We start from the raw sequence: 25,280 nt of genomic DNA, 5'->3' as shown, positions 1-25,280 counted from the left end.
CTAAGCCCGCCCACCGACATGATTCCGGCCTCCACCACGGGAGCGGCCACACCGCTCGGCGACCGGCGGTCCCACCGGGAACGGCGTCGCGCACATCACCGCCGTCCTGGGTAGATTCTCCAGCTGTGACCAACGCAGCCAGTGTGCACGTCCACCGGCCGAAGGTGGAGTACTTCGATATCGCGGAACTGACCAATACCGATCCGAAGGGGTTCGTCCGCGCCGTCGAGCGCTACCACCTCGAGCCCTGGGGCCTGTACATGGCCCGGACCGCCGACCACCCCCAGTTCCATTACCTCGAATCCTGGCTGCTGCCCTCGCTCGGCCTACGGGCGACGGTGTTCCACTTCCATCCGGCGCATATGCGCGATCAGGACTACTACATCGATATCGGCGAGTTCGGCGAATTCGAGCCGAAACGCTGGCGCTCTGTCGACCACTACCTCGACCTGGTGGTCCGGACCGGCCGGGAAACCCAGCTCCTCGACGTCGACGAACTCCTCGCCGCCCACACCACCGGCCTGATCGACGCGGCCACCGCCGAACAAGCTGTCGCCACCGCCACCCGTGCCATCGACGGTATCGCCGCCCACGGTCACGACTTCCTGGCCTGGACCGAGTCCCTGGACATGCCACTGACCTGGTTGTGAACTCCGTCCTCGTGGTCGGAGGCCCAGGAGCCATGGTCATCCCGGACTGTCCGCCACACCGAACCCGGGTAGGGCGCGTCACTGTGTTATTCAGCTGCGCCCGGCCGGGAAGTTCCGCGGAGTTGCGCAGCGCCGACCGGCGCGAGTGCGACGCCCGGCGCGACTGCGACGCCCGGCGGGGTCAGCGGGCACCCCTGGCCCCCAGACTCGGGGGCATGGCGACCACCCGTGACCAGCCGGGCGCCGTCGAAACCGCGAACTCGGCGGGGGGTGGCGCCCGGTAGCTTCCGGTCAGCTCATCATCCCCGGCGCTCGGCGTTCCGGCCGACCACCCGCTGGACCATTCCGGTCAGCCAAGGCTCCCGCGCCGCGGTAAACGCCGCCCACGCCTCGTCCCCCGCGAGACCCTCGGCCTTTGCCGCCGCCGCATGGACCACCTGGGAGTACTCGGCGCGGATCTGTTCATCGGCCCGCAACCGGTCGCGGAACGCCAGAGCGAATTCCTGCCGGGGGCTTCCCGCCACCCGCAAGTACACGAAAGCAGGCCGCCCCGGGTCCGCACTACCGTGCACCAGACCCTCGGTGAGCCCGCCTCCTTCCCCGAGCGCCGGCTCGTGGACCAGCGCCGGAAGTTCCGGGAATCCGGCACCGGCCAAAGCATCCCGAATACCGCCGGCGGCGGCCTCGTCGCCGACCGTGAGCTGCAATTCGAGCACATCCGGTGCGGGTAGGCCCGGAACGGCGGTAGCACCGACATGGTCCACCCGCACCGCTGCCGCGCCGGCCGCGACCTGTAACCGCGCGATCAGCCGCTGCGCCTGCGCGGCCCACTCGGGCCTGGCTTCCACGAGGCCGAACTCGGGTCGCACCGCGATACCGGCACGCATGTTCGCCTCGAACGGCACCAGCCGCCTTTCCCACAGCCCCGCGACCTCGGCTTCCACCGCGCCCGCGGCACCGTTGTTGTCCAGGAGCACATCGGCGGCGGCGTAGCGCTGTTCGTCGGTGGCCTGCGCCGCGATCCGGGCGCGTGCGTCCGCCTCGTCCACACCGCGGAAGTCGACCAGCCGACGCAACCGGGTTTCGGTGGCGGCGTCCACGACCAGCACCAAGTTCACGAACGGCGCCATATTGTTCTCCACCAGAAGCGGAACATCCTGCACCACAATGGCATCCGGTGCGGCCGCGGCGAGCAGTTCGGCAGTGCGCTGCCCCACCAGGGGATGGGTGATGGAGTTCAGGGTCGCGCGGGATTCGTCGTCGCGGAACGCCTTGGCGGCGAGGGCGGGCCGGTCGAGGCTGCCGTCGGCGGCCAGGATATCCGCGCCGAACGCCTCGACGAGGGCGGCCAGTCCGGGAGTTCCGGGGGCCACCACCTCCCGTGCGATGACGTCGGAGTCGATGATCACCGCCCCGTGTTCGGCGAGTGCCCGCGCGACGGTCGATTTACCCGCGCCCATACCTCCGGTGAGGCCGATTCGTAACATTGGGTCAGTTTCGCATCCGGGGCACGCCCCCCGCCGAACAGGTCGCACCGCGGGCGCTGCCCGACACGCCCACGGGGGCCCGATCCGGAAATGTCCGGACCACGAGATTCACTCGGATAATCTGCGCTTGCCGCAATATCGACGGAAATTGCCCTTTTTCCGATAGCACTTGTTACGACAAGCAAAGGAAAGAGTATGCGCACCAGAGAAATCCGTACAGGCCGCCACCGGCTGGGTTCGGCGGGTCGCGTGCATTGCGTTTTTATTCCGGCCGTCGCGAGATATCTGCGCGAAAATCGGCGTTCGTGGTTCACCGTTTTCCTGGTTCCGGCGCAACACAGTTTCGCCGCCAAACGGCACCGGCCCGTCGTCCCCCGGGTCCGTATGCGCTGGATTCCCGCGCCCGCGGGCTGACGGGAAACACTGGCGGACGGCCCGGCACCGAGGTGCCGGGCCGTCGCCGTTTTCCGTACCCATCCCTCGGGCGTCGACCGGAGTGGTCACCGCCCGCCCCGACTACGATGCCCGTTACCGTCTTCGCCCGAATCAGACCCTCGCCGGCCCCGAACCCGGAGCTCCACCGCCAGGCCTGCATTCTTTCGCGCCGGCGGTGATCCGGCCGCCCGTAGCGTGCTCGGGCATCGCATCGCATCCCGGATCGCCTCGAGGCGAACGACTGGGCGCGATACCGGTGGCCGTCCCGACCTCGATCGGGAGTCTCGCGGTGGAGCGCTGGACGAGGACGATTTGCGAGGTGTACCCAGCGGCGGTTCACGGCAGGGCACCGATAACGAAGACCCCCGGTTCGCAATGAACCGGGGGTCTTTGTTCGGTCTTCGGGGCTACCCGATCACGCCTCAGGCGTTACCGGACAGCTTCTCCCGCAGTGCCGCGAGCTGGGCATCGCTGGCCAGCGAACCACCCGACTCCGCGGGAGCGCTGGACTGCGCGCCGCTCTCGGAGGAGTAGTTCGACGAACCGCTGCCGTTGACGGCCTCGGCTGCGGCGTCGGCCGCCATCTTCTCCATCTGCGCGGTGTGCATCTTGTGCCGGCGCTCCGCCTCGGCGTAGCGGCCTTCCCACTCTTCGCGCTGCTTGTCGAAGCCCTCGAGCCATTCGTTGGTCTCGGGATCGAAGCCCTCGGGGAAGATGTAGTTGCCCTGCTCGTCGTAGCTGTCGGCCATGCCGTACTTCGACGGATCGAACTCGGGGCTGTAGTCCTCGTTGGCCTGCTTGAGGCTCAGCGAGATCCGGCGACGCTCCAGGTCGATATCGATGACCTTGACCATCGCGTCGTCGCCGACGACCACGACCTGGTCCGGGACCTCCACGTGGCGCTCGGCCAGCTCGGAGATGTGCACCAGGCCCTCGATGCCCTCCTCGACGCGGACGAACGCGCCGAACGGGACGAGCTTGGTGACCTTGCCCGGCACGATCTGGCCGATGGCGTGGGTGCGGGCGAACTGCCGCCACGGATCTTCCTGGGTGGCCTTCAGCGACAGCGAGACACGCTCGCGGTCCAGGTCGACGTCGAGGACCTCGACGGTGACCTCGTTGCCCACCTCGACCACCTCGGACGGGTGATCGATATGCTTCCAGGACAGCTCGGAGACGTGCACCAGACCGTCGACACCGCCGAGATCGACGAAGGCGCCGAAGTTGACGATGGAGGAGACCACACCCTTGCGGACCTGGCCCTTCTGCAGCTGGTGCAGGAATTCGCTGCGCACCTCGGACTGGGTCTGCTCCAGCCAGGCGCGGCGCGACAGAACCACGTTGTTGCGGTTCTTGTCCAGCTCGATGATCTTGGCCTCGATCTCCTTGCCGACGTACGGCTGCAGATCGCGGACGCGGCGCATCTCGACCAGCGACGCGGGCAGGAAGCCGCGCAGACCGATATCGAGGATCAGACCGCCCTTGACGACCTCGATCACGGTGCCGCGAACGGCCTCGTCCTTCTCCTTGAGCTCCTCGATCGTGCCCCAGGCGCGCTCGTACTGAGCCCGCTTCTTGGACAGGATGAGGCGACCCTCTTTGTCCTCCTTGGTGAGGACCAGGGCCTCCACCTCATCGCCCACGGAAACGACCTCGTTCGGGTCGACATCGTGTTTGATGGAGAGCTCGCGAGACGGAATGACGCCTTCGGTTTTGTAACCGATGTCGAGCAGGACCTCGTCGCGGTCGACTTTGACGATGGTTCCTTCGACGATATCGCCGTCGTTGAAGTACTTGATCGTGGCGTCGATGGCGGCGAGGAAATCCTCGGCGGAGCCGATATCGTTGACGGCTACCTGCGGCGAGGTGACGGTGGTGGGCATGTGGCGGTTTGCTCCGGACGGATTGTGATCGGTTGCGGACATTGAGACTTTCGGTACGCTGCGATACACCCAGCGGCTCCGGGTGTGATCACTTGCGGGTTCAGCGTACGCGACCCGTATCCAGCCGGGCAAACGACCCCCCGCTGCGGATCTATAAGCTTCGCGTCGTGTCCGACGACCTCGTTCAAGATCGCCACGCTCAGGCCACCGCACTACTGGGAACCACGGGTGCCGCACGCTCGCGAGTCGATTCGAAAGAAAGCGAGCGGGCGAACCGACGCTGGTGGGATGCCGACGCCGGCGACTACCACGATACCCATGGAGAGTTCCTGGGCACCGCTAGCCCGGGGGGTGAGTTCGTATGGTGCCCGGAGGGCCTGCACGAGGGCGATATGCACCTGCTCGGCGAGATCGCCGGGAAGCGGATCCTGGAACTCGGCTGCGGTTCGGCGCCGTGCGCGCGCTGGCTGGCCGGCCAGGGGGCGCATCCGGTGGGCCTGGATCTGTCGATGGGGATGTTGTCTCGGGGGGTTGCCGCGATGGAGCGGGGCGGGCCCCGGGTCCCGCTGGTCCAGGCGGGTGCGGAGGACCTGCCGTTCGCCGGCGAATCGTTCGATCTGGCATGTTCGGCCTTCGGTGCCGTGCCTTTCGTCGCCGATTCCGCGCGCGTCATGCGGGAGGTTGCGCGGGTGCTGCGCCCCGGCGGCCGCTGGGTTTTCGCGGTGAACCATCCGATGCGCTGGATCTTCCGCGACGATCCGGGGCCGGACGGCCTCGAGGCCGTGCTCCCTTATTTCGACCGCACCCCGTACACCGAGTTCGACGGCGACGGCCGCTGCACCTATGTGGAGCACCATCGGACGATCGGTGATCGCGTCCGGGAAATCGTGGGCGCGGGATTGGTGCTCGACGATATCGTCGAGCCCGATTGGCCGGAGTGGCTCGATCGGGAATGGGGGCAGTGGAGCCCGCTGCGGGGACAGATTTTCCCTGGTACGGCCATATTCGTCAGCCATAAACCGGAGTAAGCGGTTCTGGCCGCACAGAAAGGCATCCTCCGGGCCGCGGCGTCCGCGGACCGGAGGATGGGAGGAACTGTTCAGGAGTCGTCGCTGCGGGAAGTCCGCGGTGAACGGGCGGCCTGGTCGAGAGCGCGCCGGAGCGCGAACTCGATCTGCGCGTTGACGCTGCGCAGATCGTCGGCCGCCCATTTCGCCACCGCGTCGTATACCGCCGGATCGAGCCGGAGCAGGACCTTCTTGCGTTCGGCCATCAGTTGTACAGCGATCCCGCATTGACCACGGGCTGCGCCGGCCGGTCACCGCACAGCACCACCAGCAGGTTCGAGACCATGGTGGCCTTGCGTTCCTCGTCCAGGTCGACCATGCCTTCGGCGGTGAGTCGCTCCAAGGCCATCCCGACCATGCCGACCGCGCCCTCCACGATCCGGGCCCGCGCCGCGACAACCTGGTTCGCCTGCTGGCGCACCAGCATCGCCTGGGCGATCTCCGGCGCGTAGGCGAGGTGGGTGATCCGCGCCTCGATGACCTCGATACCCGCGGTTTCGGTGCGTTCGCGCAGTTCGACGGTGAGTTCCCCGGCGACTTCGGCGCCGTCCCGCAGGCTGGTGCGGTCGTCGTCGTGGGCGTCGTAGGGGTGGGTGGTGGCCAGATGCCGGACCGCGGCCTCGGACTGTGTCGCCACATACTCTTCGTAGTCATCCACGGCGAACGCGGCCTTGAAACTGTCGACCACCTTGTAGACCACCACCGCGGCGATCTCCACCGGGTTACCGTCGGCGTCGTTGACCTTCAGCTTCTGCGTTTCGAAGTTGCGGACTCGCAACGAGATACTGCGCCGGTCGGTCAGCGGGAGGACGGAGAAGAAACCGGGATGGCTCACCGACCCGATATAGCGGCCGAAGAACTGGACGACCTTGGCCTCGTTGGGGTTCACCACGGTCAGCCCGGTGACTCCGAGGAACAGCAGTACAGCCACCACACAGGCCACGATCGCCCCGGCCAGCGCCGCAGCGTTCTGGTTCTGCCCGAAGGCGACGAAACCGGCCACTGCCACGGCCGCCAGCGCGATCGTGAGAACCAGCCAGATCAGCAACACCACGAACCCGTTGACCCGTGCGGCGTCCCGGAACTTCATGACATCCTCCCTCTATCAAAGTGATATCACTAAGATAGCAACGAGCGGTCACCTCGGCAACCCGACGCTGCCTCCCGCCCGGTGCGGCCGGCCCGCGCACTCGCCGAATCTCGACACCGTGATCCGGTACATCGACGGCCGGCCGGGTGCGCTTCGCCCAGCGCGGCGAGCACGCCGACCGAGCCGGGTGCGCACTTCTGCGACGATGACCGGATGGACGGGATGGCATCGGGACAGCGGCTTCGACTGGGCCTCGTCGAGGGCGACGGAATCGGCCCCGAGGTGGTGGGTTCGGCGCGGCAGGTGGTGGACGAGTCGCTGACGGCCGCCGGATGTCCTGCCGCGGAATGGGTCGGCCTGCCGATGGGCCACCGGGCGATCGACGAGTTCGGTTCGGCCCTACCGGAATCCACCCTCGAAGGCCTGGCCGGCACCGACGGCTGGATCCTCGGCCCGCACGATAACGCGTCCTATCCCCCGCAGCACCGCATCGCTCCGGGCGGCGCGATCCGGCGTCATTTCGGCCTGTACGCCAATATCCGTCCGGCGCAGGCGTTTCCCGGAATCCGGGCCGTATCGGCCGATATCGACCTGGTGATCGTGCGGGAGAACAGCGAAGGTTTCTACGCGGACCGGAACATGGCGGTCGGGTCGGGCGAATTCTGTCCCACCCCGGATATCGCCTTGTCGGTCGGCCTGGTGACCCGCGCGGCGTGTGAGCGGATAGCGCACGAGGCGTTCCGGCTCGCCGCCACCAGGCGTGGCCGGGTGACCATCGTGCACAAGGCGAATGTGCTGCCATTGACCATGGGCCTGTTCCGCGACGTCTGTTACGCGGTGGCGGGCGAATACCCCGGCGTCGCAGTGGACGACGAACACGTCGACGCGGCGGCCGCCCATCTGGTCCGCGCACCGGGCGACTACGACGTCCTGGTCACCGAGAACCTTTTCGGCGATATCCTCTCCGACCTCGCCGCCCAGCTCGCCGGATCACTGGGCACCGCGGCCTCCCTGAACTGCTCGGCCACCCGCGCGATGGCGCAGGCGGTACACGGCGCGGCACCGGATCTGGCGGGCCACAACCGGGCGAACCCCGTGGCCCTGCACCTCTCGGCGGCCATGCTCCTGCGCTGGCTCGCACAGCGCCGCGCGCATCCACCCCTGGCGCACGCGGCGGATCGGATCGATCGCGCGGTGGCCGCGACATATGCCGCCGGTATCGCCACCGCGGATCTCGGCGGGCCGGCCTCGACCGCGGAATTCACCGAGCAGGTCACCGCACGCATCCACCGCCGTTGACGCGTTACGAGCGAGGCCCCTGGTGCTCGCCGGTCACGGAACGCGCGAGACCGCCGGTGCGGGCGAACAACGGGCAGGGATCGGTTCCGGTGATGTGGGCGATGGCCGCGCACCGCGTCCACCGGCGCCCACTGTGACGTCGGCCGACCGGCCCGGCGTACCGACTCGCCGGCACGGCAACCGGTCAGGGCAGAGTGGGGCGCGCCGCCGGTCTGTGCGCAAGGTTTGCGTACCGACCGATCCCCCGCAGCGACTGCGACGCACCGGGGATCGCTCGGTGTGCCGCGATCGCTGCGGTCCCGATGACCGGCCCAGGGGTGCGCGGCAACCGGATACCGTGCGCTGGAACAGTTCCCACCCACTACTCCAGCAATCGTGACAGGAACTCTTTGGTGCGCGCGTGTTCCGGACGCGCCAGCAGTTCCCGCGGCGGGCCCGATTCGACCACCACACCGCCGTCCATGAACACCAGCTGATCGGCGACCTCCCGGGCGAAACCCATCTCGTGGGTGACGACCACCATGGTCATTCCGGAGTCGGCGAGTTCACGCATCACCGTGAGTACTTCACCGACCAGTTCCGGATCCAAGGCGGAGGTGGGCTCGTCGAAGAGCATGAGTTTCGGGTCCATCGCCAGGGCGCGCGCGATCGCGACCCGCTGCTGCTGCCCGCCCGACAATTGCGCGGGGTAGGCATTCGCCTTGTCCGCCAATCCGACTCGATCCAGCAGTTCCTTCGCGCGGGCGGTCGCCGCGGCCTTGCGCACCTTCTTCACCTGCATCGGTGCCTCGATGACATTGCCGAGCGCGGTCCGGTGCGGGAACAGGTTGAAATGCTGGAAAACCATCCCGATCCCCTGGCGCTGCCGCGCGGCGTCGCGGGGGTGCAGTTCGTAGAGCCGCCCGGCTTTCTCCCGGTAGCCGACGAGTTCGCCGGCCACATACAACCGCCCCGCGCTCACCTGTTCGAGATGGTTGATACAGCGCAGGAAGGTGGATTTTCCCGACCCGGAGGGCCCGATGAGGCACAGCACCTCACCGCGGTGGACCTCGAGCGATATCCCGTTGAGCACGCGCAACGCACCGAAGTTCTTGTGTACCCGGTCGGCACGGACCATCGGCTCCGTACTGGTCGCGGTCATTTCGCCCGAGCCTCCCCTTGTGCGTCGGCCAACTCCTGGAGCTGTTTGGCCGTCAGCTTCCGCGATATCCCGCGGGAATAGTATTTCTCCAGGTAGTACTGGCCGACCATCAGCACGCTGGTGATCGCCAGGTACCAGGTCGCGGTGACCAGCAATAGCGGGATGGGCAGGAAGTTCACGCCGTAGATATCGCGGGCCCGGCCGAACAGGTCCGTGCTGAGCGGGATGGCGGTGACCAGGGCGGTGGTCTTCAACATGCTGATGAGTTCGTTACCGGTCGGCGGGATGATCACCCGCATGGCCTGCGGCAGCACGGTCCGGCGCATGGTCTGTGACCAGGACATTCCCAGGGCCGTGGAGGCTTCCCGCTGCCCCTCCCCGACCGAGTTGATCCCGGCCCGGACGATCTCGGCCATATACGCCGCTTCGTTGAGGCCCAGCCCGATCACCGCGAACGCGAATGCCGCCTGCAGGCTCTGTACATCGAGCTCGAACAGGCGCGGGCCGAACGGCACACCGAGCGCGACATGCTGGTACAGCGACGGCACCAGGCCCCAGAACACCAGCTGCACATACACCGGAGTGCCGCGGAAGATCCAGAGATACACCCAGGCGGTGGCGCGCAGTACCGGGTTCGGCGACAACCGCATCACCGCGAGCGTGGTGCCGAGCGCCACGGCGATCACCATCGCCAGCACGGTCAGCTCCAGGGTGACCACGGCACCGGACGCGATCCTGGTATCCCGCAGATACTGCCAGTACACATCCCAGCGATAAGCGGGGTTGGTGGCCGCACCGTAGACGAAAAGGCCCACCAGGATCAGGATCAGGACCGCCGCGAACCATCGGCCCGGGCGCCGGAGGGGAACAGCCGCGATCGGTTCGGGCTCGTGGTCGTCGCGGATCGCGACCGGGTCGGTGGTCATGGCGTCAGCTCCTCGCGCCGTTGATCACGGAGGTGCGCAGCGCACCCTCCTGCACACCCCAGTTCTCGGTGATCTGCCGGTACTGCCCGCTGTCCATCAGATGCTGCACCGCATCCCGCAGGACCGGCGCGAGCGGGGAACCCTTGGTCACCGCCCACCCGTACGGTGCCGCATCGAATACCGGGCCCGCCGGTTCGATTTTCCCGTCCGTCTGTTTGATGGCGTACGCCGTCACCGGGGAATCCGCGGACATGGCGTCGACCTGGCCGAGCACCAGGGCGTTGGTGACCGAGCTCTGCTCGTCGAACGCGTCGATGATGATCGGGTCCTTCCCGGCGGCGACACATGCTTCGCTCTTGGCCGGGACCTCCTCGATATGTTCCACGGTCGTGGCCTGGACCGCCACGCGTTTACCGCAGGCGTTCTCCGGATCGATATCGTCACCGGTGCGCTGTGCCCACTGCACACCGGCGCTGAAGTAGGTGACGAAATCGACCTGCTGCTCCCGTTCGGGGGTATCGGTGATCGACGACATCCCGACGTCGTAGGTCCCGGCCTGAACGGCGGGGATGATCTTCTCGAACGCCGATTCGGTGTAGCGGGCGCGGATTCCCAGCACCGCGGTCACCGCATCCATCAGGTCGATATCGAAGCCGACTATCGCGCCGTGCCGGTCGCGGTACTCGTTCGGCTGATACGGCACGTTCACCCCGACCACCACCTCCCCCGCCGCGGCGATATCGGGTGGCAGGCGGGCCGCGAGTTCCGGCACGGTCTGCACCGTGATCTTCGGGGGGACCGGCCCGGTGTCCTCGATATTCGTCACGCATCCAGCCGTCAGCAGCACACCGGCGATCACGCACATCATCCGCCGGATCCGGGAACCGGGATCAGCCACCGTCACACCACCTGCCGTCACAAGGAATCGGGCCCGCAGCCGCCTCGGTGGACACTGCCGGCACTTCCACTCGAGGACGTTGTCAGCACAGTAGGCGAACCGCGGGTGCAACACGGCCGTAGTAACCGAGATTTGACCCGGGCGCAGCACGAGCCCGGCCGATCCGCCGGATATCGGGCGGTCGAACGGCTACCGTCTGCAGATCATGGTGCAGTCGGTGGAATTACTGCTCGACGAGGCGTCCGAGCAGCGGATCCGGCGACAGTGGGAACTGCTCGCCGAAGCGGGCCTGCCCGGCCTGGGACGCGGGGCCCGCGCCGGGGACACCGACAGCCACCGGCCGCATATCACCGTGGCGGTGGCCCGGCAGATCTGGCCGCGGATCGACACCGACCTGGACCGTCTGCCTTTCCGGCCCTTCCCGATCCGCCTCGGCGGTGTCCTGGTGTTCGGGGCGCGGCGGCCGATTCTGGTGCGCGCGGTGGTGCCGTCGGAACAACTACTGGCCTGGCATCGGCGGGTGTATCAGATCGTGGCACCGTGCCCGGATGTTCCGGCGAACCTGCATCCGAACCAGTGGACGCCCCACATCACGCTGGCCCGGCGGGTGCTGCCACAACGGATCGGGGAGGCGGTGAGCGCGGTGGCCGCGGACAGGGACACCGCCGCGACCGTGGTGGGTCTGCGGCGCTGGGACGGGGACCGACGCCGGGCCTGGCCGATCGCCGAACACGGCTGACCGGACGCCCAGGCAAGCCCATATATGACAACGTAGGGTGGGGCCCGGTGGCGTACGACACCGCCGTGGAACAACCGCGGCCGGGGCCGGCGTTGCAGCCTGTATACCGACCACGAGAGGACGTCATGGCCACCCAGACACTGACGCAACAGAATTTCGATGAGGTAGTCACCAGCAACGACGTGGTACTCGTCGATTTCTGGGCTTCCTGGTGCGGACCGTGCCGCAGTTTCGCACCCACCTACGAGGCGTCGTCGGACACACATCCCGATGTCGTGCACGGCAAGGTCGATACCGAGGCCGAACAGGGCCTGGCCGCGGCCGCCAATATCCAGTCCATCCCCACCATCATGGCTTTCCGCGAAGGCGTCCTGGTCTTCGCCCAGCCGGGCGCGCTGCCGCCCGCCGCGCTCGAGGATCTGGTCTCCCAGGTCAAGGCGCTCGATATGGACGAGGTTCGTAAGCAACTCGCCGAGCAGCAAGCAGCCAACGGCGAAGTGGCCGAATAGAATCGACACACGGCGGCGGGCTCCACACTTTCCGGGGATGGTGTAGAGCCCGCCGTCGTGTCATATCCGGTGCCGGGTCTCGCCCCGGCACCGGATCACGGTTCAGCGCTGCGCGACCAAGCGGTTCACGCTGGCGATCATCGCGCGCACCGAGGATTGCGCACCGTCCGCCGCGAGGGCCACACCCCAGCCGCGCCGGCCGTCGAATTCGCATTGCACGAAGGTGGCGGTTCCCGCAGCGGTCCGGCGCTGATGGAAGCGCAGGATCTCCACGGGGTAGCCCGCCTCGTAGAGCGCGGAGGTCATGGCCGCGATCGGGCTACCGGCGGCCACCACCGACCGCGACCACCCCGGGAATTCGAGGGTGGCGGTGAACGCGCCGCCGCGGGCACCGGTGGACGACCAGCCCGCGAGACTGATCGGACCGGCACATTCGCCGAAACGTTCGTGGAATTGGGCCGCGGTGAGCTCGGCGCATTCGGTGCGCAGGCTACGGGGAGCGGCAGTGGTCAGGGCGTCGTTGTCCAGCGTCAGTGTGGTCATGAGCACGTAGGTCTTCCCAGAGAAGGTCGGCAGGTTGGGGGACCAGCAAAAATCGAGAAAAAGGGGCCCGCAGCGAGGGGGCCGGTCCGAATCAGACCCCGCTACGGCGGGTTACTACTACGGCAAGAACCCGCCCGGCCGGCTTCGCGATACGCGCAAGAAGCGCCGCGCCCTCGCGGTCCGCGAGAATCGGCGCGGCACGTAGGCCGTCGGCGTGGATTTGCACGGTGTCGAGGATAAAGACTCACCCGGCGGATAGCAACCACATACACGCCGCGGTTTGCGCTACCCCGCAGTAGTGTTTTCGCTGGTCATCGACACGTAACCCGGAATTTCCCCGGGACCCGCCGGTGACGCAGCAGACTCCGCACCGATAGTCCCGCCGCCCGCAGGAAGCTCGGCGTTGACCATGCGGCGTTGACCATGCGGAGCCGCCGCGCTCGAACACCGTCACCGCCCCTCGAGCGCGTTGGCCGCGCCGGCGCGGCGACCGATATCCCATGCGCTCCGCGGCACTGCCGGCTCAGTGCGCGGCGGCGTCCCAGCTGCGCCCGATACCGACCGAAACGCTGAGCGGCACAGACAGTTCGATCGCCGAGGACATCTTGTCGCGAACCAGGTCGCGCAGCTGCTCCTGCTCTCCCGGCGCCACCTCGAGGACGAGTTCGTCGTGGATCTGCAGCAGCATCCGGGACCGCAGGCCCGAGTCGGCCAGCGCCCGGTGCACGTTGATCATGGCGACCTTGATGATGTCCGCGGCCGTGCCCTGGATGGGGGCGTTGAGCGCCATCCGTTCCGCGGACTCGCGGCGCTGCCGGTTGCTGTGGTCGAGGTCGGGCAGGTAGCGGCGGCGGCCGAACAGGGTCTGGGTGTAGCCGACCTTGCGGGCCTGGTCCACGACTGCCTGCAGATAATCGCGGATCCCGCCGAACCGGGCGAAGTAGACCTCCATCTGCTCCTTCGCCTCCTGGGTGCTGATCTTCAGCTGGGCCGACAGCCCGTAGGAGCTCAAACCGTAGGCCAGCCCGTAGGACATGGCCTTGATCCGGCGGCGCAGTTCCGGCGACACCTCGGAGATCGGGATATCGAAGGCCTTGGATGCGACGAAACTGTGCAGATCCTCACCCGAGTTGAAGGCCTCGATGAGTCCCTCGTCACCGGACAGATGCGCCATGATGCGCATTTCGATCTGGCTGTAGTCGGCGGTCATCAGGGATTCGTAGCCGTCGCCGACCACGAACGTATCCCGGATCATCCGGCCGGTATCGGTTCGGATCGGGATGTTCTGCAGATTGGGTTCGGTGGAGGACAACCGGCCGGTGGCGGCGATGGTCTGGTTGAAGGTGGTGTGGATCCGGCCGTCGTCGGCGACGGCTTTCAGCAGGCCGTCCACGGTGACTTTGAGGCGGGTGGCATCGCGGTGCGCGAGCAGATGCTGCAGGAAGGCGTGCTCGGTTTTCTCGTACAGGGATTCCAGCGCGTCCGCGTCGGTGGTGTAGCCGGTTTTGGTGCGTTTGGTCTTGGGCATATCGAGCTCGTCGAACAGCACCACCTGCAGCTGTTTCGGCGAGCCGAGGTTGATCTGCTTACCGATCACGCCGTAGGCGGCGTTCGCGGCATCGGCGACCTTATCGGCGAACTGCCGCTGCAGCGCGGTGAGCTGGTCGTTGTCCACCGCGATCCCGGCGTCCTCGAGTTCGGCGAGCACCCCGAGCAGCGGCAGTTCCATTTCGTCCAGCAGCGGCCGGGATTCGATCTTGTCCAGCTCTTCGTCCAGTGCGTGTGACAGATCGGCCACGGCGCGAGCGCGCAGCATCTCCCCCTGGGCGAGTTCGGTATCGACCGCATCCTCGGCATCCAGGAGCGAAAGCTGCGGCGCCGCCTCGGTTTCGGTGCGCAATTCACGATGCAGATAGCGCAACGACAGATCGTCGAGGTTGAAACTGCGCTGGCCCGGCCGGACCAGGTAGGCGGCGAGGGCGGTATCACTGGTGAGTCCCGCCAACGTCCAGCCGCGACCCCGTAGCGCGTGCAGCGCGCTCTTGGCCTCGTGCAGAGCTTTGCCCGGGCCGGGGTCGGCCAGCCAGGCCCCGAGCGCTGTCTCGTCCTCTGGGGTGAGGGCGGTGACATCGATATAGGCGGACTCTTCGTCCGCGGCGGAGATCGCGAGCGCACGCACATCCCCCGCGGCCGGAGCACCGCTACCCACAATCGAAATACCGTGCCGCGCACCGGCTCCGGCATGCTCACCGAGCCAATCCGCGACACTGCCCGGTGTCAGCGTCTGCCCGCTGATCTCGAAACCGGATTCGGCCTCGACAGTGGGCGGGGCCAGGGTTTCGAACAGCCGGTCACGCAGGACCCGGAATTCCAGATCGTCGAACAACTGGTGGATCCGCTCCCGGTTCCAGGCGCCCTGGGCGAGCTGATCCGGGGTGTAGGGCAGCGGGACATCGCGGACCATCTCGGTGAGCTGGCGGTTTAGCACCACACTGCTGAGATTGGCACGCAGCGCGTCGCCGACCTTGCCGCGTACCTCGTCCACCTTGTCGACCAGGGTGTTCAGATCGCCGTATTCACGGATCCATTTGGCCGCGGTTTTCTCCCCCACCCCGGGAATTCCGGGCAGGTTGTCACTCGGGTCGCCGCGCAGCGCCGCGTAGTCCGGGTACTGCGCCGGGCTCAGCCCATACTTCTTGTCCACCTCTTCCGGAGTGAACCGGGTGAGTTCGGAGACGCCCTTGCGCGGATAGAGCACGGTGACGTTCTCGTCGACCAGCTGAATGGCATCGCGGTCACCGGTGACGATGAGCACCCGGTAGCCCTGCGGCACCGCCTGGGTGGTGAGGGTGGCGATGATGTCGTCGGCCTCATAGCCCTCGATCGCCATCACCGGGATACCGAGGGCACCCAGCACCTCTTTGGTGAGTTCGACCTGGCCGCGGAATTCGTCCGGGGTTTTCGCCCGATTCGCCTTGTACTCGGGGAACGCATCCACGCGGAACGTCTGCCGGGAAACGTCGAAGGCGGCGGCGACGTGGGTGGGTTTCTCGTCGCGCAGCAGGTTGATGAGCATGGCGGTGAACCCGTACACCGCATTCGTGGTCTGGCCGGTGACGGTTTGGAAGTTCTCCGCCGGCAGCGCGTAGAACGCACGGTAGGCCAGGGAATGCCCGTCCAGTAGCAGCAGCGTGGGCCGGGTTTCCGGCGATCCGGAGGTATCGGCGGTGGCGGGGAGGCTCGGCTGCGCAGTGGTCGGTGGGGTCACACCCGGAGAGTCTAGGGACTCCCCCCGACAGCCGGCCCGGCGAGTGTCGCCGGCCCAACCGTCGGCAGGAGGTGTCGCCGATACAACGGCCGGCAGCGAGCCAACGAACCCACCCGGCCGAGAAGCACAGTCCGACCCCACCCGGCGAACTCCGTCCCGCCCTCTGACAGAACACCGTCCGCCCCTCCGACTCCACCCGGCGAATACCGTCGGCACAGCGTCCGGCGAACACCCTCCCGCCCAGTGCCCGACGAACGCCTGCCGTCCAGGCCGGCAATCACCACCCGGGCCGAGTCCGGACCACCGAAACCGCGACCGAGGCGGCGGTTCGGCAGACCTGCGCGGTCAACCGACGCCCAGATACGCCGCCTGCACGGCCGGGTCGTCGAGCAGCTCGCGACCGGGCCCGGATTTGGTCACCGCACCGGTCTCCAGGATGTAGCCGCGGTCACTGCGGGCCAGTGCCTGCCGCGCATTCTGTTCCACCAGCAGCACGGTGGTGCCGGTGGCATTGATCTCGGCGATGATCCGGAAGATCTGCTGGATCACCATCGGCGCAAGACCCATGGACGGTTCGTCCAGTAGCAGCAGCCGCGGCCGCGCCATCAGCGCGCGGCCGATGGCCACCATCTGTTGCTCGCCGCCCGACAGCGTGCCACCGACCTGTTTCTCCCGTTCCCGCAGCCGCGGGAAGAGTTCGAAAACCCGTTCCAAGGCTGCGGCATGATCGCCCTTGTTCCGGAAGGGCCGGGCGTAGCACCCCATATCGAGGTTCTCCCGCACCGTCATCCCGGGGAACACCCCGCGACCCTCCGGCGCCTGCACCAGCCCCGCGAGCACCCGCCGGTGCGCCTGGACCCGGCTGATATCACTGCCCTCGAACAGAATGCGTCCGCGGGTCAGCGGGAGCAGGCCGGAGAGCGCGCGCATGGTGGTCGTCTTCCCGGCACCGTTGGCACCCAGCAGGGTCACCAGCTCCCCCTCGGCCACCCGCAGTGAAATACCGTGCAGCGCCTCGATTCTGCCGTAGCCGACGACGATATCCTCGACCTCGAGCAGCGGTTCGCCACCGGATTTCCCGCGCTCGGGTGCGGTCATCACCGGTCCTCCGATTCCTCGCCGGCACCCATGGCCGGATCGTGTTCCGCGCGCAGCGCCACGGTGGACACCGAGACATCCTCAGCGGTCAGTTCGTCGTCGGGCACCCCGAGATACGCGGCGATCACCGCGGGATCGGTCCGGATATCGGCGGGCAGGCCATCGGCGATCTTGCGGCCGAATTCCAGCACCACGATCCGGTCCGTCACGCCCATGACCAGCCGCATATCGTGTTCGATCAGCAGGACCGTGAACCCGTCGTCGCGGATCTTGCGGATCAGATCCATGAGCGCGGATTTCTCGCTCGGATTGAATCCGGCGGCCGGTTCGTCCAGGCACAACAGTTTCGGCTCGGTGGCCAGTGCCCGGGCGATCTCCAACCGGCGCTGGTCGCCGTAGGACAGATTGCGGGCCTTCTCCACCGCGCGGGGGGCGATACCGACGAATTCCAGCAGGGCCATCCCCCGGGCGATGGCATCGTGTTCTTCGCGCCGGTGCCGCCCGGTCCGCAGAATCGCGCCCGGTACGGAGGTGCGGTGGCGGGCGTCGGTTCCCACCACCACGTTCTCCAGGGCGGTCATCTCACCGAACAGGCGCACGTTCTGGAAGGTCCGCGCGATACCGAGCCTGGTGATCGCGTGCCGTTTGGTCTTGGTGAGCGGTTTCCCGTCGAAGAACACCGTCCCCGCGCTCGGCCGGTAGACCCCGGTGATGGCGTTGAAGCAGGTGGTCTTCCCGGCACCGTTCGGCCCGATCAGTCCCAGGATCTCACCGCGGCGGATCTCGAAACTCACCGAATCCAGGGCGGTGAGCCCGCCGAACCGCACCGTGAGCCCCTCCGTGCGCAGCAGCGGTTCGCCGACCTCGGTCCGGATCTCCCGGTGCGCGGCCACGGCCTCGGCCACCGCGGCATCGTCGGCGAGCGCCGGATCTACCGCGGTCACGTCCACCTCCCCCACCGATTCGGCGCGGGGTTCGGCGGTATAGCCCGCCGCCATATCCTCGTTGTCGAACAGGGCATCGCCTGCGTGCGGGCCGGTCACGAGGTCGCCTCCATGCTCTTCCCCGGCGCCGGGCGCCGAACCGCCCGCACGATCTGCCGGCCGAAAGCGAGCAGTTTCTGGCGAACCGGGAACAGGCCCTGGGGACGCAGAATCATCATCACCACCAGTGCGATACCGAAATACAGATACTTCAGGTCGCCGAGGCGCTGTTCCCCGCCTTCGTCGAAGAGCAGCAGACTGCTCAGCAGCAGTACGGCGTACACCGCCGCCAGCACGCTCACCGCGAGGTACACCCACCGTGACCAGCCCGCCAGCCCCCGGAACCGCCACCGCCAGCCCGCCAGCAGCGCCGCGCAAAGTATCGCAACGACCGCCAGCTGCACATAGGCGTCGGCCCGGGTCTCGACGATAGATACCGACATCAACCGGTTCGGCAGGTACACCACGAGGAAAGCGCCCACGATGACCCCGAGTTTGTTGCCCTGACCGCCGATCACCACCGCGCACAGGAACAGCATCGAGTTGATGATGTTGAATCCGGTGGGATTGATGAACTGCACCTGCCCGGCGAACAGCGCCCCGGACAGACCGCCGATGGCGGCGCCGATCATGAACGCCCACAGTTTGAATTTGAAAGTGGGTACGCCCATGATCTCGGCGGCGTCCTCGTCCTCCCGGATCGCCACCCAGGCCCGGCCGACCCGGCTCCGTTCCAGGTTGCCGACCACCAGCAGCACCACGACCACCGCGAACATTCCGACCCAATACCACCAGGTGCCGGAACTGGCGCGGTCGAGCAGATTCGAGCTTTCCGGTGCGCCGACATTCCCGGCGGAGAACACGCCGTTGGGATGCGTCTCGGATTCGCCGACCCGCGGGTAGGCGATACCGGACAGGCCCAGGCTGCCGTTGGTGAGCTCGCCCAGGTTGTCGGCGAGCAGGCGGACGATCTCACCGAAACCGAGGGTCACGATGGCCAGATAGTCACCGCGCAGGCGCAAAGTGGGCGAGCCGAGCAGCAGACCCGATACCGCGGTCACCATGATGGCCAGCGGCACACAGGCCAGCCAGGCCCAATCGGAGTTCAGCCAGCCGCCCTCGGTCTGGTTCCACGGGCTGTTCGGGCTCGTCAGCAGACCCACCGTGTACGCGCCGACGGCATAGAACCCGACATAACCGAGGTCCAGCAAGCCGGCTTGTCCCACAACGACGTTCAGGCCGATGGCGATCAGCGCGTACATCGCGAACTGCGCCAGCACACCACCGAAACTGGTACCAGGGGTGTCCAGGAGCGGAGGCGGGAACAGCGGAAGCAGCGCGAGCAGCAGCAGCGCCGGTATCCCGACCGCCCACTGCGCCGGCCTGCTGAGCCCGGTCCACCACGCCCGGAGCTCGTCGCCGAACCCGTGACCTTTCTTCTCGGTCGCCGCAATACTCATGTGCGCGCCCTTCCGAGACTTTCCCCCAGGATGCCGGTCGGCCGGAAGAACAACACCAGCACGAGCACCAGGAAGGCCACCACATCGCGCCATTCGGTACCGAACAGCATCTGCCCGTAGTTCTCCACCAGGCCGAGCAGCAGTCCGCCCAGCACCGCGCCGCGCACATTGCCGATACCGCCCAGCACGGCGGCGGCGAAAGCCTTGATACCCAGAATGAATCCGCCGTTGAAGATCACGGCATGCGGAATCTTCATCACGTACAGCATGGCGGCGGCACCGGCCAGCAGGCCGCCGATGAGGAACGTGAGCATGATGACCCGCTCCCGCGAAACCCCCATCAGGGTCGCGGTATCGGGGTCCTGGGCCACCGCGCGGATACCGCGGCCGAACCGGGTGCGATTGATCAGCACCTCGGCCAGCAACGCCAGCGCCACCGCCGATACCACGATCACCAGGGTCACATTGGTGACCTCGGCCCCGGCTATGGTGAACTGCGTTTCGGGCTCGACCAGGGTGATCTGCTGCTGGGCGTTGTTCCCGCCGAGGCCCGGCCACAATTCCGGCAGCACGAAATGCACGAACTCCTGCAGTACGAACGACATACCGATCGCCGTGATCAGGAAGGTCAGCGGTTTCGCGCCGCGGCGCCGCAGCGGCCGGTAGGCCACCCGCTCCAACCCGACCGCGGCCGCCCCGGACACCGCCATACCGATGAGCATGGCCACTCCGAGATAGACGACGGTGAGCACGATGCCCTCGCTGTAGGCATTACCGCTGGGCGCGAAACCCAGCAGCATCAGGCCCACGTACTGGCCGAACATCCCGAGCATGAACACTTCGGAATGGGCGAAGTTGATCAGCCGCAACACCCCGTAGACCAGGGTGTAGCCCACCGCCACCAGCGCATAAATCGCGCCGTAGGACAGTCCGTCGACGGTCAGCCGCCAAAACTGATCTATGACCCCCTCGTAGTTGAAATCGATCGATCCCTGCGCCCAGACGGCCACATCGGCCGCAATGGCTGCTGTCATCGGCTATCCGCCCTCATCCATCGGATCTGCACCGGGGCAGCGAGCGGTACGCGCCCGGACCCGGCCCGGTGCGCGTACCGCTCGCGCAGCGGTCAGCCGACCTCGTACACCCAGATCAACGCGGCGGACAGTTCGCCGTCCGCGTCCCACTTGTAGTGCCGGGCGAGGCCGTCACCGTCGTAGCCGCGGACGTATTCCAGCAGGTCGGCGCGGGTCAATTCACCGGCGTCGATACCGGTCGCGAGGATGGTGGCCAGATCGTAGGCCTCCACGGAATACACGCCGGGGGCCTGACCGTGCAGTTCTTCGTAGGCGGTGGCGAACTCTGCCGGCGCCGGACCGCACGGGCAGGACAGCACCGCACCGGCCGCCGAATCGCCGGCCTGGCTGACGAACTGCGGATCGTTGGTCCCGTCGGCGGAGACGAACGTCGCTTCCACATTGCCGTCCCGCAGCTGCTGCACCAGCGGCGCCGCCTCGGCGTAATAGCCCGAGTAGAAGATTGCGTCCGGCTGTGCGTTCGCGATCTTGGCGACGGTGGCGGAAAAATCCTTGTCGCCCTTCTTGATACTGGCCGCGCACGCCGGATCGGCAGCCGCACCCAGACTCGCCGTGATGCTTTTCGCCAGCCCGACACCATAATCGGTGTTGTCCTGGACCACGCAGACCTTCTTGTAGCCGGCCGTATCGACCAGGTACTTCGCCACCGACGGGCCCTGCACGTCGTCGTTGGCCAGACCGCGGAAGAAGGTCTTCCAGCCGTTCTGCGTGAGGGTCGCGTTGGTTGCCGACGACGACACCGCGACCAGCCCGGCATCACTGAGGATCTGCCCGGTGGCCTTGGTCTCGCCGGAGAACGCGGGGCCGACCACACCGATGACCGACGGATCGTTCACGATCTGCGGAATGACCTGGCTCGCCTTCTGTGGGTCGCCCTCGGTATCGAACGGCTTCACCTGGATCTGGCACCCTGGATTGGCCTTGTTGTGCTGGTCGATCGCCAGGTGCACACCGTTGACGATATTGATGCCGAGTGCCGCATCCGGGCCGGTCAGCGCACCGGCCATGGCAATGGATGTGGTCGGCGGGCAGGTCGCCTTACCGTCGCCCGCCGGATCGGCCGCGGCGGCGGCATCGGCGGCCGGGACTTCCTTGCCCGCGGCATCGATCTGCATCAGCGGTTGGATGGACAGTCCGCCGGCACCGGACCCGTCCGCATCACTCGCGGATTTGTCCCCGCAACCTGCCAGAACCAATGTGGCCGCTGCGGCGACCGCCAGAATTCCGCGTACTCGGCGGCTTCGCCGCGGCATACCCGACCATGTCGAAACGAACACGATCTACCCCTATGTTCCTCATCAATCCCCGGCCGGACCGGGGTAGCCGACTACGCCGGCCTGTGAGAAACATAACTCCGGTATGTTGATCGCGCGTGACATTCGGATCATCGCGATGATCTCGTCGCGGATTCTTGCCCGAGTATTGTTTCGAGCTGGTAAAACCGTCCCACTCACCGGGAACTCGCCGGCGAGCGGGTCGTCTCACTGCGGCGCGAGATTCTCCAGCACGACCTCCGCCACCGCCTTCATCGTGGTGCGGCGATCCATCGCGGTGCGCTGAATCCACTTGAACGCCTGCGGTTCACTCAGCCCCTGCGTCTGCATCAGCACCCCCTTGGCCCGCTCGACGAGCTTGCGGGTCTCCAGCCGCTCCCCCAGATTGGCGACCTCGCTCTCCAGCGCCGTGATCTCGTGGAACCGGCTCGCCGCCAGCTCGATCGCCGGCACCAGATCCGATTTGGTGAACGGTTTCACGAGATAGGCCATGGCACCGGCGTCCCGCGCCCGCTCCACCAGGTCCCGCTGACTGAACGCGGTCAGAATCACCACGGGCGCAACCCGTTTCGACGCGATCTCGGCCGCCGCATCGATCCCGTCGCGGCGCGGCATCTTCACATCCATGATCACGAGATCGGGCCGGTGCTCCACCGCCAGGTCGACGGCCTGCTGCCCGTCCCCCGCTTCCCCGACGACCTGGTAGCCCTCCTCGGTCAGCATCTCCACCAGATCCATCCGGATCAACGCCTCGTCCTCGGCGACAACCACACGTTTCGCCGCGGCGTCCGCACTAGTGCCCATAAACGACCCCTCTGGTTCCGATGCCTCGTCCCGATATCGCGGACAGCGGATCGACACCGATGCCCGGCCGTCGATCCGCCGTCACGCGATCGGGTGGTGTAGAGACTACCGTTCACCAGGAACGCCGTCGCATTTACCCTGCTTACCGCACCGCCCACCCCCGCACCCGACCCGGAATTCGGCGATCCGGCCGGCGCGGGCTATCATTTGCACCCGGTGCGCCGAGTTGGCGGAACTGGCAGACGCGACGGTCTCAAAAACCGTTGTCCGAAAGGACGTGTGGGTTCGAGTCCCACACTCGGCACCAAGGTCGGACGGTGTTTCCGATTCCCGGCCATCGCTCCCACCTTCACGCAGTCCGCAGCAGTCCAATCGTGGGAGTCCATTCCGTCCGCCACCGCCTGCAGATCATGGGGAAACATCACCTCGTCCAGATCAAGAGGCACCGGCGCGGCGCACCACCACCGCCGCACTACAGCCCGGCGCAGCGGGGTTCGCGCGCTCTGTCCACTGAGACGCAGGTGCGTCGTCTACGCGCTGAGCCGTCACCGCGCGGCCCCGACTCCGGCGTAGACGCATCCTCGCCTCACCCCTGCGGAGCGCGACCAATGCTCGAGAAATCCGCAACGTCAGCGTGATAAATCCGCAACTCTCCCTCAAGAAATCCGCAAAGTTGGCTCGAAAAATCCGCAGAAGCACTTCGAAAAATCCGCAACTCATGCCTACCATGGCAGGCATGACAAGCGATCTGATCAGGCGGAACGCGGCTCCTCTCGCCCAGGAGACACTCGCCGATACACCGATCACAGTCATCAGTGGCGCGCGTCAGGTCGGCAAGACCACCCTCATGCAGCAACTCGTCCGTGATCGTGACGCACGTGTGGTCAGTCTCGACGACACCATCGACCGCGAAGCCGCAGAAGCCGATCCCGATGGGTTCGCTGCGCAGTACCCGGGGGGACTTCTCGCGATCGATGAGATCCAGCGAGTCCCCGCGCTGCTCACCGCATTGAAGGCGGCTGTCGACCGGGACCGCCGCCCCGGGCGATTCATCGTCACCGGATCCGCCGACCTACTGTCCCTGCGAGGCGCGCAAGAATCGCTCGCCGGACGCGCACAGACCATCCCGCTCGAGGGACTCAGCCGTGACGAGTTGTCCGGCCGATCCGCTGATTTCGCTTCTTTCGCGTGGTCGCTGCCGACCACCGGCACCCCAGACGATCGATCCGGCCTCACTCGCCGCGACTACTTGGAACTCGTCACCACACCTACATTCCCCGAGATCGTGGACCGCACCGCCCGGCAGCGCGACCGGTGGCTGTCCAACTACACGCAACGCGTGGTGTCGAAAGATTCGAGCGATATCACCGGCATTTATCACCCCGACCGTCTCGAACCACTGCTCAGCGTGATCGCCGCCCGTAACGCGGGCGAGTTCGTCGCCGCTCGTGTCGGCCGCGAACTCGATATCCCCGAACGGTCTATCCCCACCTACCTGCGCGCGCTCGAATCAGTGTTCCTCGTACGGTCGATTCCGGGATGGTCGAAGAATATCGCCTCCGGTGCCATATCCCGGCCGAAGGTCGCCATCACCGATACCGGACTCGCCGCCCACCTGACCGGCGTCGAAGTCGACGGCCTAGAACGGGAGATCTCGTCCACGCTGACCGGTGGCCTCGTCGAGGGCTTCGTCACCGGCGAACTCGCCAAGCAGAGCACGTGGTCGGCGAAGTCGACCCGGGTATCGCATTTCCGTGGCCGGGGCGGATACGAGGTCGACATCATCCTCGAAGACCGCCGGCGCGACATAGTCGGCATCGAGGTAAAAACGACCACCAGCCCCCGCAGTCCTGACTTCAACGGGCTCACGTTCCTCCGTGATCTCCTGGGCGACCGATTCATCGCCGGGGTCGTACTCCATACAGGGACCGCCTCGCGATCCTTCGGCGATCGACTCTGGGCGCTCCCGATCTCGACACTGTGGGATCACTGAGCCGTTGGCCTACTCGTCCGGCGAGGTCACCAGACCGACTCTCGAAGAATGGTGGAACCCCGGAACCGGTCATACGCAACGGTAGTCGCGAAGTCGAGCTGGTTCAGAGCGGCAGGTTGTGCATCAGTACGTCGAAGGCGGGAGCATCCTCCCAGTTCGGACGCAGCCGGAGGCCATGGGGAACCACGCTCGGCGAGACCGACATCGCGGGCGGCCGGGCCGAACACCCAAAGAAACTCGGTCGAGGCACCGAGTACCTGATACAACTGCTGCCGTTCGGGTCAGATCCGAACCAGCGTCGCACGCGCGGCGACGAACAAGCCGCCGCGTTCGATCGCATACACAAGCCCTGGTTCGGTAGCGCGCCGGTCGGTCGGCGGTACGCTACGCCAGCACGCACCAATCCGAATTAACTGATATTCGGTAACAGAGAAGTGTGGGCACGACGAATGCCGTACCCGAGTTGCCTCCCGCAGTCGTGCCGCGAGCGGTACTCCCCCAGCCCGGTGACCGGTCGCGGTGGCGTATCGACCTCGGATACGGATGACCCGCTCCCCATGGATGCGACCAGCCGGAATTAGAGTCTCGTTGGCCCTGGTGAGGGCCAGAAGGGACGATAGGGACCATGGCTGGACGCAA

General features: G+C 66.8%; 23 protein-coding genes and 1 tRNA gene. 8 read left to right on the top strand and 16 right to left on the bottom strand.

Annotated features, from left to right (window positions below; translation table 11 throughout):
• Positions 1-125: 125 nt before the first annotated feature.
• Positions 126-650 carry a DUF402 domain-containing protein gene (locus ACFWPH_RS31600; protein WP_378755898.1) on the top strand — a complete coding sequence of 175 codons (525 nt, stop codon included), beginning with the start codon at positions 126-128 and terminating at the stop codon, positions 648-650.
• Between the two features lie 299 nt (positions 651-949).
• On the opposite strand, the gene coaE is transcribed toward ACFWPH_RS31600, so the two are convergent.
• A complete protein-coding gene (gene coaE / locus ACFWPH_RS31595) occupies positions 950-2,137 on the bottom strand; it encodes a dephospho-CoA kinase (protein WP_378755897.1) in 1,188 nt (395 codons plus the stop codon).
• A gap of 195 nt (positions 2,138-2,332) precedes the next feature.
• Here coaE and ACFWPH_RS31590 point away from each other — a divergent pair, with 195 nt between their 5' ends.
• Positions 2,333-2,551: a hypothetical protein gene (locus ACFWPH_RS31590; protein ID WP_081595458.1), complete on the top strand. Its 219-nt coding sequence runs from the start codon at positions 2,333-2,335 to the stop codon at positions 2,549-2,551.
• Between the two features lie 443 nt (positions 2,552-2,994).
• Here ACFWPH_RS31590 and rpsA read toward each other — a convergent pair whose 3' ends face one another.
• Positions 2,995-4,455 carry a 30S ribosomal protein S1 gene (gene rpsA, locus ACFWPH_RS31585; RefSeq protein ID WP_062978742.1) on the bottom strand — a complete coding sequence of 487 codons (1,461 nt, stop codon included), beginning with the start codon at positions 4,453-4,455 and terminating at the stop codon, positions 2,995-2,997.
• Between the two features lie 167 nt (positions 4,456-4,622).
• Here rpsA and ACFWPH_RS31580 point away from each other — a divergent pair, with 167 nt between their 5' ends.
• Positions 4,623-5,483: a class I SAM-dependent methyltransferase gene (locus ACFWPH_RS31580; RefSeq protein WP_378755896.1), complete on the top strand. Its 861-nt coding sequence runs from the start codon at positions 4,623-4,625 to the stop codon at positions 5,481-5,483.
• Between the two features lie 71 nt (positions 5,484-5,554).
• Here the strand turns inward: ACFWPH_RS31580 and ACFWPH_RS31575 are convergent, their stop codons facing one another.
• Both ACFWPH_RS31575 and ACFWPH_RS31570 read right to left on the bottom strand, forming a co-directional pair.
• Positions 5,555-5,728 (bottom strand): hypothetical protein, encoded by a 174-nt coding sequence (locus ACFWPH_RS31575; RefSeq protein WP_378755895.1) that lies wholly within the window; start codon positions 5,726-5,728, stop codon positions 5,555-5,557.
• Positions 5,728-6,612, bottom strand: coding sequence for an SPFH domain-containing protein (locus ACFWPH_RS31570; protein ID WP_378755894.1), 885 nt, complete (start codon positions 6,610-6,612; stop codon positions 5,728-5,730). The genes ACFWPH_RS31575 and ACFWPH_RS31570 overlap by 1 nt, the downstream gene beginning before the upstream one ends.
• Before the next feature lie 213 nt (positions 6,613-6,825).
• Between ACFWPH_RS31570 and ACFWPH_RS31565 the strand changes: the two genes are divergently transcribed.
• Positions 6,826-7,911, top strand: coding sequence for an isocitrate/isopropylmalate dehydrogenase family protein (locus tag ACFWPH_RS31565; RefSeq protein ID WP_378755893.1), 1,086 nt, complete (start codon positions 6,826-6,828; stop codon positions 7,909-7,911).
• Positions 7,912-8,272: 361 nt separating this feature from the next.
• Here the strand turns inward: ACFWPH_RS31565 and ACFWPH_RS31560 are convergent, their stop codons facing one another.
• From ACFWPH_RS31560 to ACFWPH_RS31550, 3 genes are read right to left on the bottom strand one after another with little or no spacing between them, the layout of a single operon-like run.
• On the bottom strand, positions 8,273-9,028 hold the full coding sequence (locus ACFWPH_RS31560; RefSeq protein WP_378755978.1) for an amino acid ABC transporter ATP-binding protein: 756 nt from the start codon (positions 9,026-9,028) through the stop codon (positions 8,273-8,275).
• Between the two features lie 20 nt (positions 9,029-9,048).
• Entirely contained in the window at positions 9,049-9,978 is a 930-nt protein-coding gene (locus ACFWPH_RS31555; RefSeq protein ID WP_378755892.1) for an amino acid ABC transporter permease, read from the bottom strand.
• 4 nt (positions 9,979-9,982) lie between these two features.
• Entirely contained in the window at positions 9,983-10,846 is an 864-nt protein-coding gene (locus tag ACFWPH_RS31550; RefSeq protein WP_378755977.1) for an ABC transporter substrate-binding protein, read from the bottom strand.
• Positions 10,847-11,081: 235 nt separating this feature from the next.
• Between ACFWPH_RS31550 and ACFWPH_RS31545 the strand changes: the two genes are divergently transcribed.
• Positions 11,082-11,615: a 2'-5' RNA ligase family protein gene (locus tag ACFWPH_RS31545; RefSeq protein ID WP_378755891.1), complete on the top strand. Its 534-nt coding sequence runs from the start codon at positions 11,082-11,084 to the stop codon at positions 11,613-11,615.
• A 125-nt stretch (positions 11,616-11,740) separates the two neighbouring features.
• Entirely contained in the window at positions 11,741-12,124 is a 384-nt protein-coding gene (gene trxA, locus ACFWPH_RS31540) for a thioredoxin (protein ID WP_378755890.1), read from the top strand.
• 102 nt (positions 12,125-12,226) lie between these two features.
• On the opposite strand, the gene ACFWPH_RS31535 is transcribed toward trxA, so the two are convergent.
• The 9 genes from ACFWPH_RS31535 to ACFWPH_RS31495 form a co-directional block, all read right to left on the bottom strand.
• A complete protein-coding gene (locus tag ACFWPH_RS31535; RefSeq protein WP_378755889.1) occupies positions 12,227-12,667 on the bottom strand; it encodes a 2-keto-3-deoxygluconate kinase in 441 nt (146 codons plus the stop codon).
• 91 nt (positions 12,668-12,758) lie between these two features.
• On the bottom strand, positions 12,759-12,893 hold the full coding sequence (locus tag ACFWPH_RS31530) for a hypothetical protein (RefSeq protein ID WP_255218523.1): 135 nt from the start codon (positions 12,891-12,893) through the stop codon (positions 12,759-12,761).
• A gap of 297 nt (positions 12,894-13,190) precedes the next feature.
• Positions 13,191-15,935, bottom strand: coding sequence for a DNA polymerase I (polA, locus tag ACFWPH_RS31525; protein WP_378755888.1), 2,745 nt, complete (start codon positions 15,933-15,935; stop codon positions 13,191-13,193).
• A gap of 345 nt (positions 15,936-16,280) precedes the next feature.
• Positions 16,281-17,033, bottom strand: a complete 753-nt coding sequence (locus ACFWPH_RS31520) for an ABC transporter ATP-binding protein (protein ID WP_378755886.1) — start codon at positions 17,031-17,033, stop codon at positions 16,281-16,283.
• Positions 17,033-18,076: an ABC transporter ATP-binding protein gene (locus ACFWPH_RS31515; protein ID WP_378755885.1), complete on the bottom strand. Its 1,044-nt coding sequence runs from the start codon at positions 18,074-18,076 to the stop codon at positions 17,033-17,035. Before ACFWPH_RS31515 ends, ACFWPH_RS31520 begins: the two co-directional genes overlap by 1 nt.
• Complete coding sequence (locus ACFWPH_RS31510; protein WP_378755883.1) at positions 18,073-19,476, bottom strand: branched-chain amino acid ABC transporter permease; 1,404 nt, start codon at positions 19,474-19,476, stop codon at positions 18,073-18,075. The genes ACFWPH_RS31515 and ACFWPH_RS31510 overlap by 4 nt, the downstream gene beginning before the upstream one ends.
• Positions 19,473-20,510: a branched-chain amino acid ABC transporter permease gene (locus ACFWPH_RS31505; protein ID WP_378755882.1), complete on the bottom strand. Its 1,038-nt coding sequence runs from the start codon at positions 20,508-20,510 to the stop codon at positions 19,473-19,475. The genes ACFWPH_RS31510 and ACFWPH_RS31505 overlap by 4 nt, the downstream gene beginning before the upstream one ends.
• A gap of 92 nt (positions 20,511-20,602) precedes the next feature.
• Positions 20,603-21,823, bottom strand: a complete 1,221-nt coding sequence (locus tag ACFWPH_RS31500; RefSeq protein WP_378755881.1) for a branched-chain amino acid ABC transporter substrate-binding protein — start codon at positions 21,821-21,823, stop codon at positions 20,603-20,605.
• A 228-nt stretch (positions 21,824-22,051) separates the two neighbouring features.
• Positions 22,052-22,648, bottom strand: coding sequence for an ANTAR domain-containing response regulator (locus tag ACFWPH_RS31495; protein WP_033245191.1), 597 nt, complete (start codon positions 22,646-22,648; stop codon positions 22,052-22,054).
• Positions 22,649-22,868: 220 nt separating this feature from the next.
• Here ACFWPH_RS31495 and ACFWPH_RS31490 point away from each other — a divergent pair.
• Together ACFWPH_RS31490 and ACFWPH_RS31485 are read left to right on the top strand one after the other, a co-directional pair.
• A tRNA-Leu gene (locus ACFWPH_RS31490) sits at positions 22,869-22,955 on the top strand.
• 429 nt (positions 22,956-23,384) lie between these two features.
• Positions 23,385-24,641 (top strand): ATP-binding protein, encoded by a 1,257-nt coding sequence (locus ACFWPH_RS31485; protein ID WP_378755880.1) that lies wholly within the window; start codon positions 23,385-23,387, stop codon positions 24,639-24,641.
• The last annotated feature ends 639 nt before the right edge of the window (positions 24,642-25,280 follow it).

The sequence above is a fragment of the Nocardia sp. NPDC058499 genome, assembly GCF_042719915.1.
Lineage (GTDB): Bacteria > Actinomycetota > Actinomycetes > Mycobacteriales > Mycobacteriaceae > Nocardia.
The sequence above is the reverse complement of the archived record's forward strand: the minus strand, read 5'-3'. Positions and strand labels throughout refer to the sequence as shown.

Excerpts from the sequence above, each read along its gene's own strand:
- coaE (WP_378755897.1), bottom strand. The coding sequence starts at position 2,137 with ATGTTACGAATCGGCCTCACCGGAGGTATGGGCGCGGGTAAATCGACC.
- ACFWPH_RS31590 (WP_081595458.1), top strand. The coding sequence starts at position 2,333 with ATGCGCACCAGAGAAATCCGTACAGGCCGCCACCGGCTGGGTTCGGCG.
- rpsA (WP_062978742.1), bottom strand. The coding sequence starts at position 4,455 with ATGCCCACCACCGTCACCTCGCCGCAGGTAGCCGTCAACGATATCGGC.
- ACFWPH_RS31575 (WP_378755895.1), bottom strand. The coding sequence starts at position 5,728 with ATGGCCGAACGCAAGAAGGTCCTGCTCCGGCTCGATCCGGCGGTATAC.
- ACFWPH_RS31570 (WP_378755894.1), bottom strand. The coding sequence starts at position 6,612 with ATGAAGTTCCGGGACGCCGCACGGGTCAACGGGTTCGTGGTGTTGCTG.
- ACFWPH_RS31565 (WP_378755893.1), top strand. The coding sequence starts at position 6,826 with ATGGACGGGATGGCATCGGGACAGCGGCTTCGACTGGGCCTCGTCGAG.
- ACFWPH_RS31560 (WP_378755978.1), bottom strand. The coding sequence starts at position 9,028 with ATGGTCCGTGCCGACCGGGTACACAAGAACTTCGGTGCGTTGCGCGTG.
- ACFWPH_RS31555 (WP_378755892.1), bottom strand. The coding sequence starts at position 9,978 with ATGACCACCGACCCGGTCGCGATCCGCGACGACCACGAGCCCGAACCG.
- ACFWPH_RS31550 (WP_378755977.1), bottom strand. The coding sequence starts at position 10,846 with ATGATGTGCGTGATCGCCGGTGTGCTGCTGACGGCTGGATGCGTGACG.
- ACFWPH_RS31545 (WP_378755891.1), top strand. The coding sequence starts at position 11,082 with ATGGTGCAGTCGGTGGAATTACTGCTCGACGAGGCGTCCGAGCAGCGG.
- trxA (WP_378755890.1), top strand. The coding sequence starts at position 11,741 with ATGGCCACCCAGACACTGACGCAACAGAATTTCGATGAGGTAGTCACC.
- ACFWPH_RS31535 (WP_378755889.1), bottom strand. The coding sequence starts at position 12,667 with ATGACCACACTGACGCTGGACAACGACGCCCTGACCACTGCCGCTCCC.
- ACFWPH_RS31520 (WP_378755886.1), bottom strand. The coding sequence starts at position 17,033 with ATGACCGCACCCGAGCGCGGGAAATCCGGTGGCGAACCGCTGCTCGAG.
- ACFWPH_RS31510 (WP_378755883.1), bottom strand. The coding sequence starts at position 19,476 with ATGAGTATTGCGGCGACCGAGAAGAAAGGTCACGGGTTCGGCGACGAG.
- ACFWPH_RS31505 (WP_378755882.1), bottom strand. The coding sequence starts at position 20,510 with ATGACAGCAGCCATTGCGGCCGATGTGGCCGTCTGGGCGCAGGGATCG.
- ACFWPH_RS31500 (WP_378755881.1), bottom strand. The coding sequence starts at position 21,823 with ATGCCGCGGCGAAGCCGCCGAGTACGCGGAATTCTGGCGGTCGCCGCA.
- ACFWPH_RS31495 (WP_033245191.1), bottom strand. The coding sequence starts at position 22,648 with ATGGGCACTAGTGCGGACGCCGCGGCGAAACGTGTGGTTGTCGCCGAG.
- ACFWPH_RS31485 (WP_378755880.1), top strand. The coding sequence starts at position 23,385 with ATGACAAGCGATCTGATCAGGCGGAACGCGGCTCCTCTCGCCCAGGAG.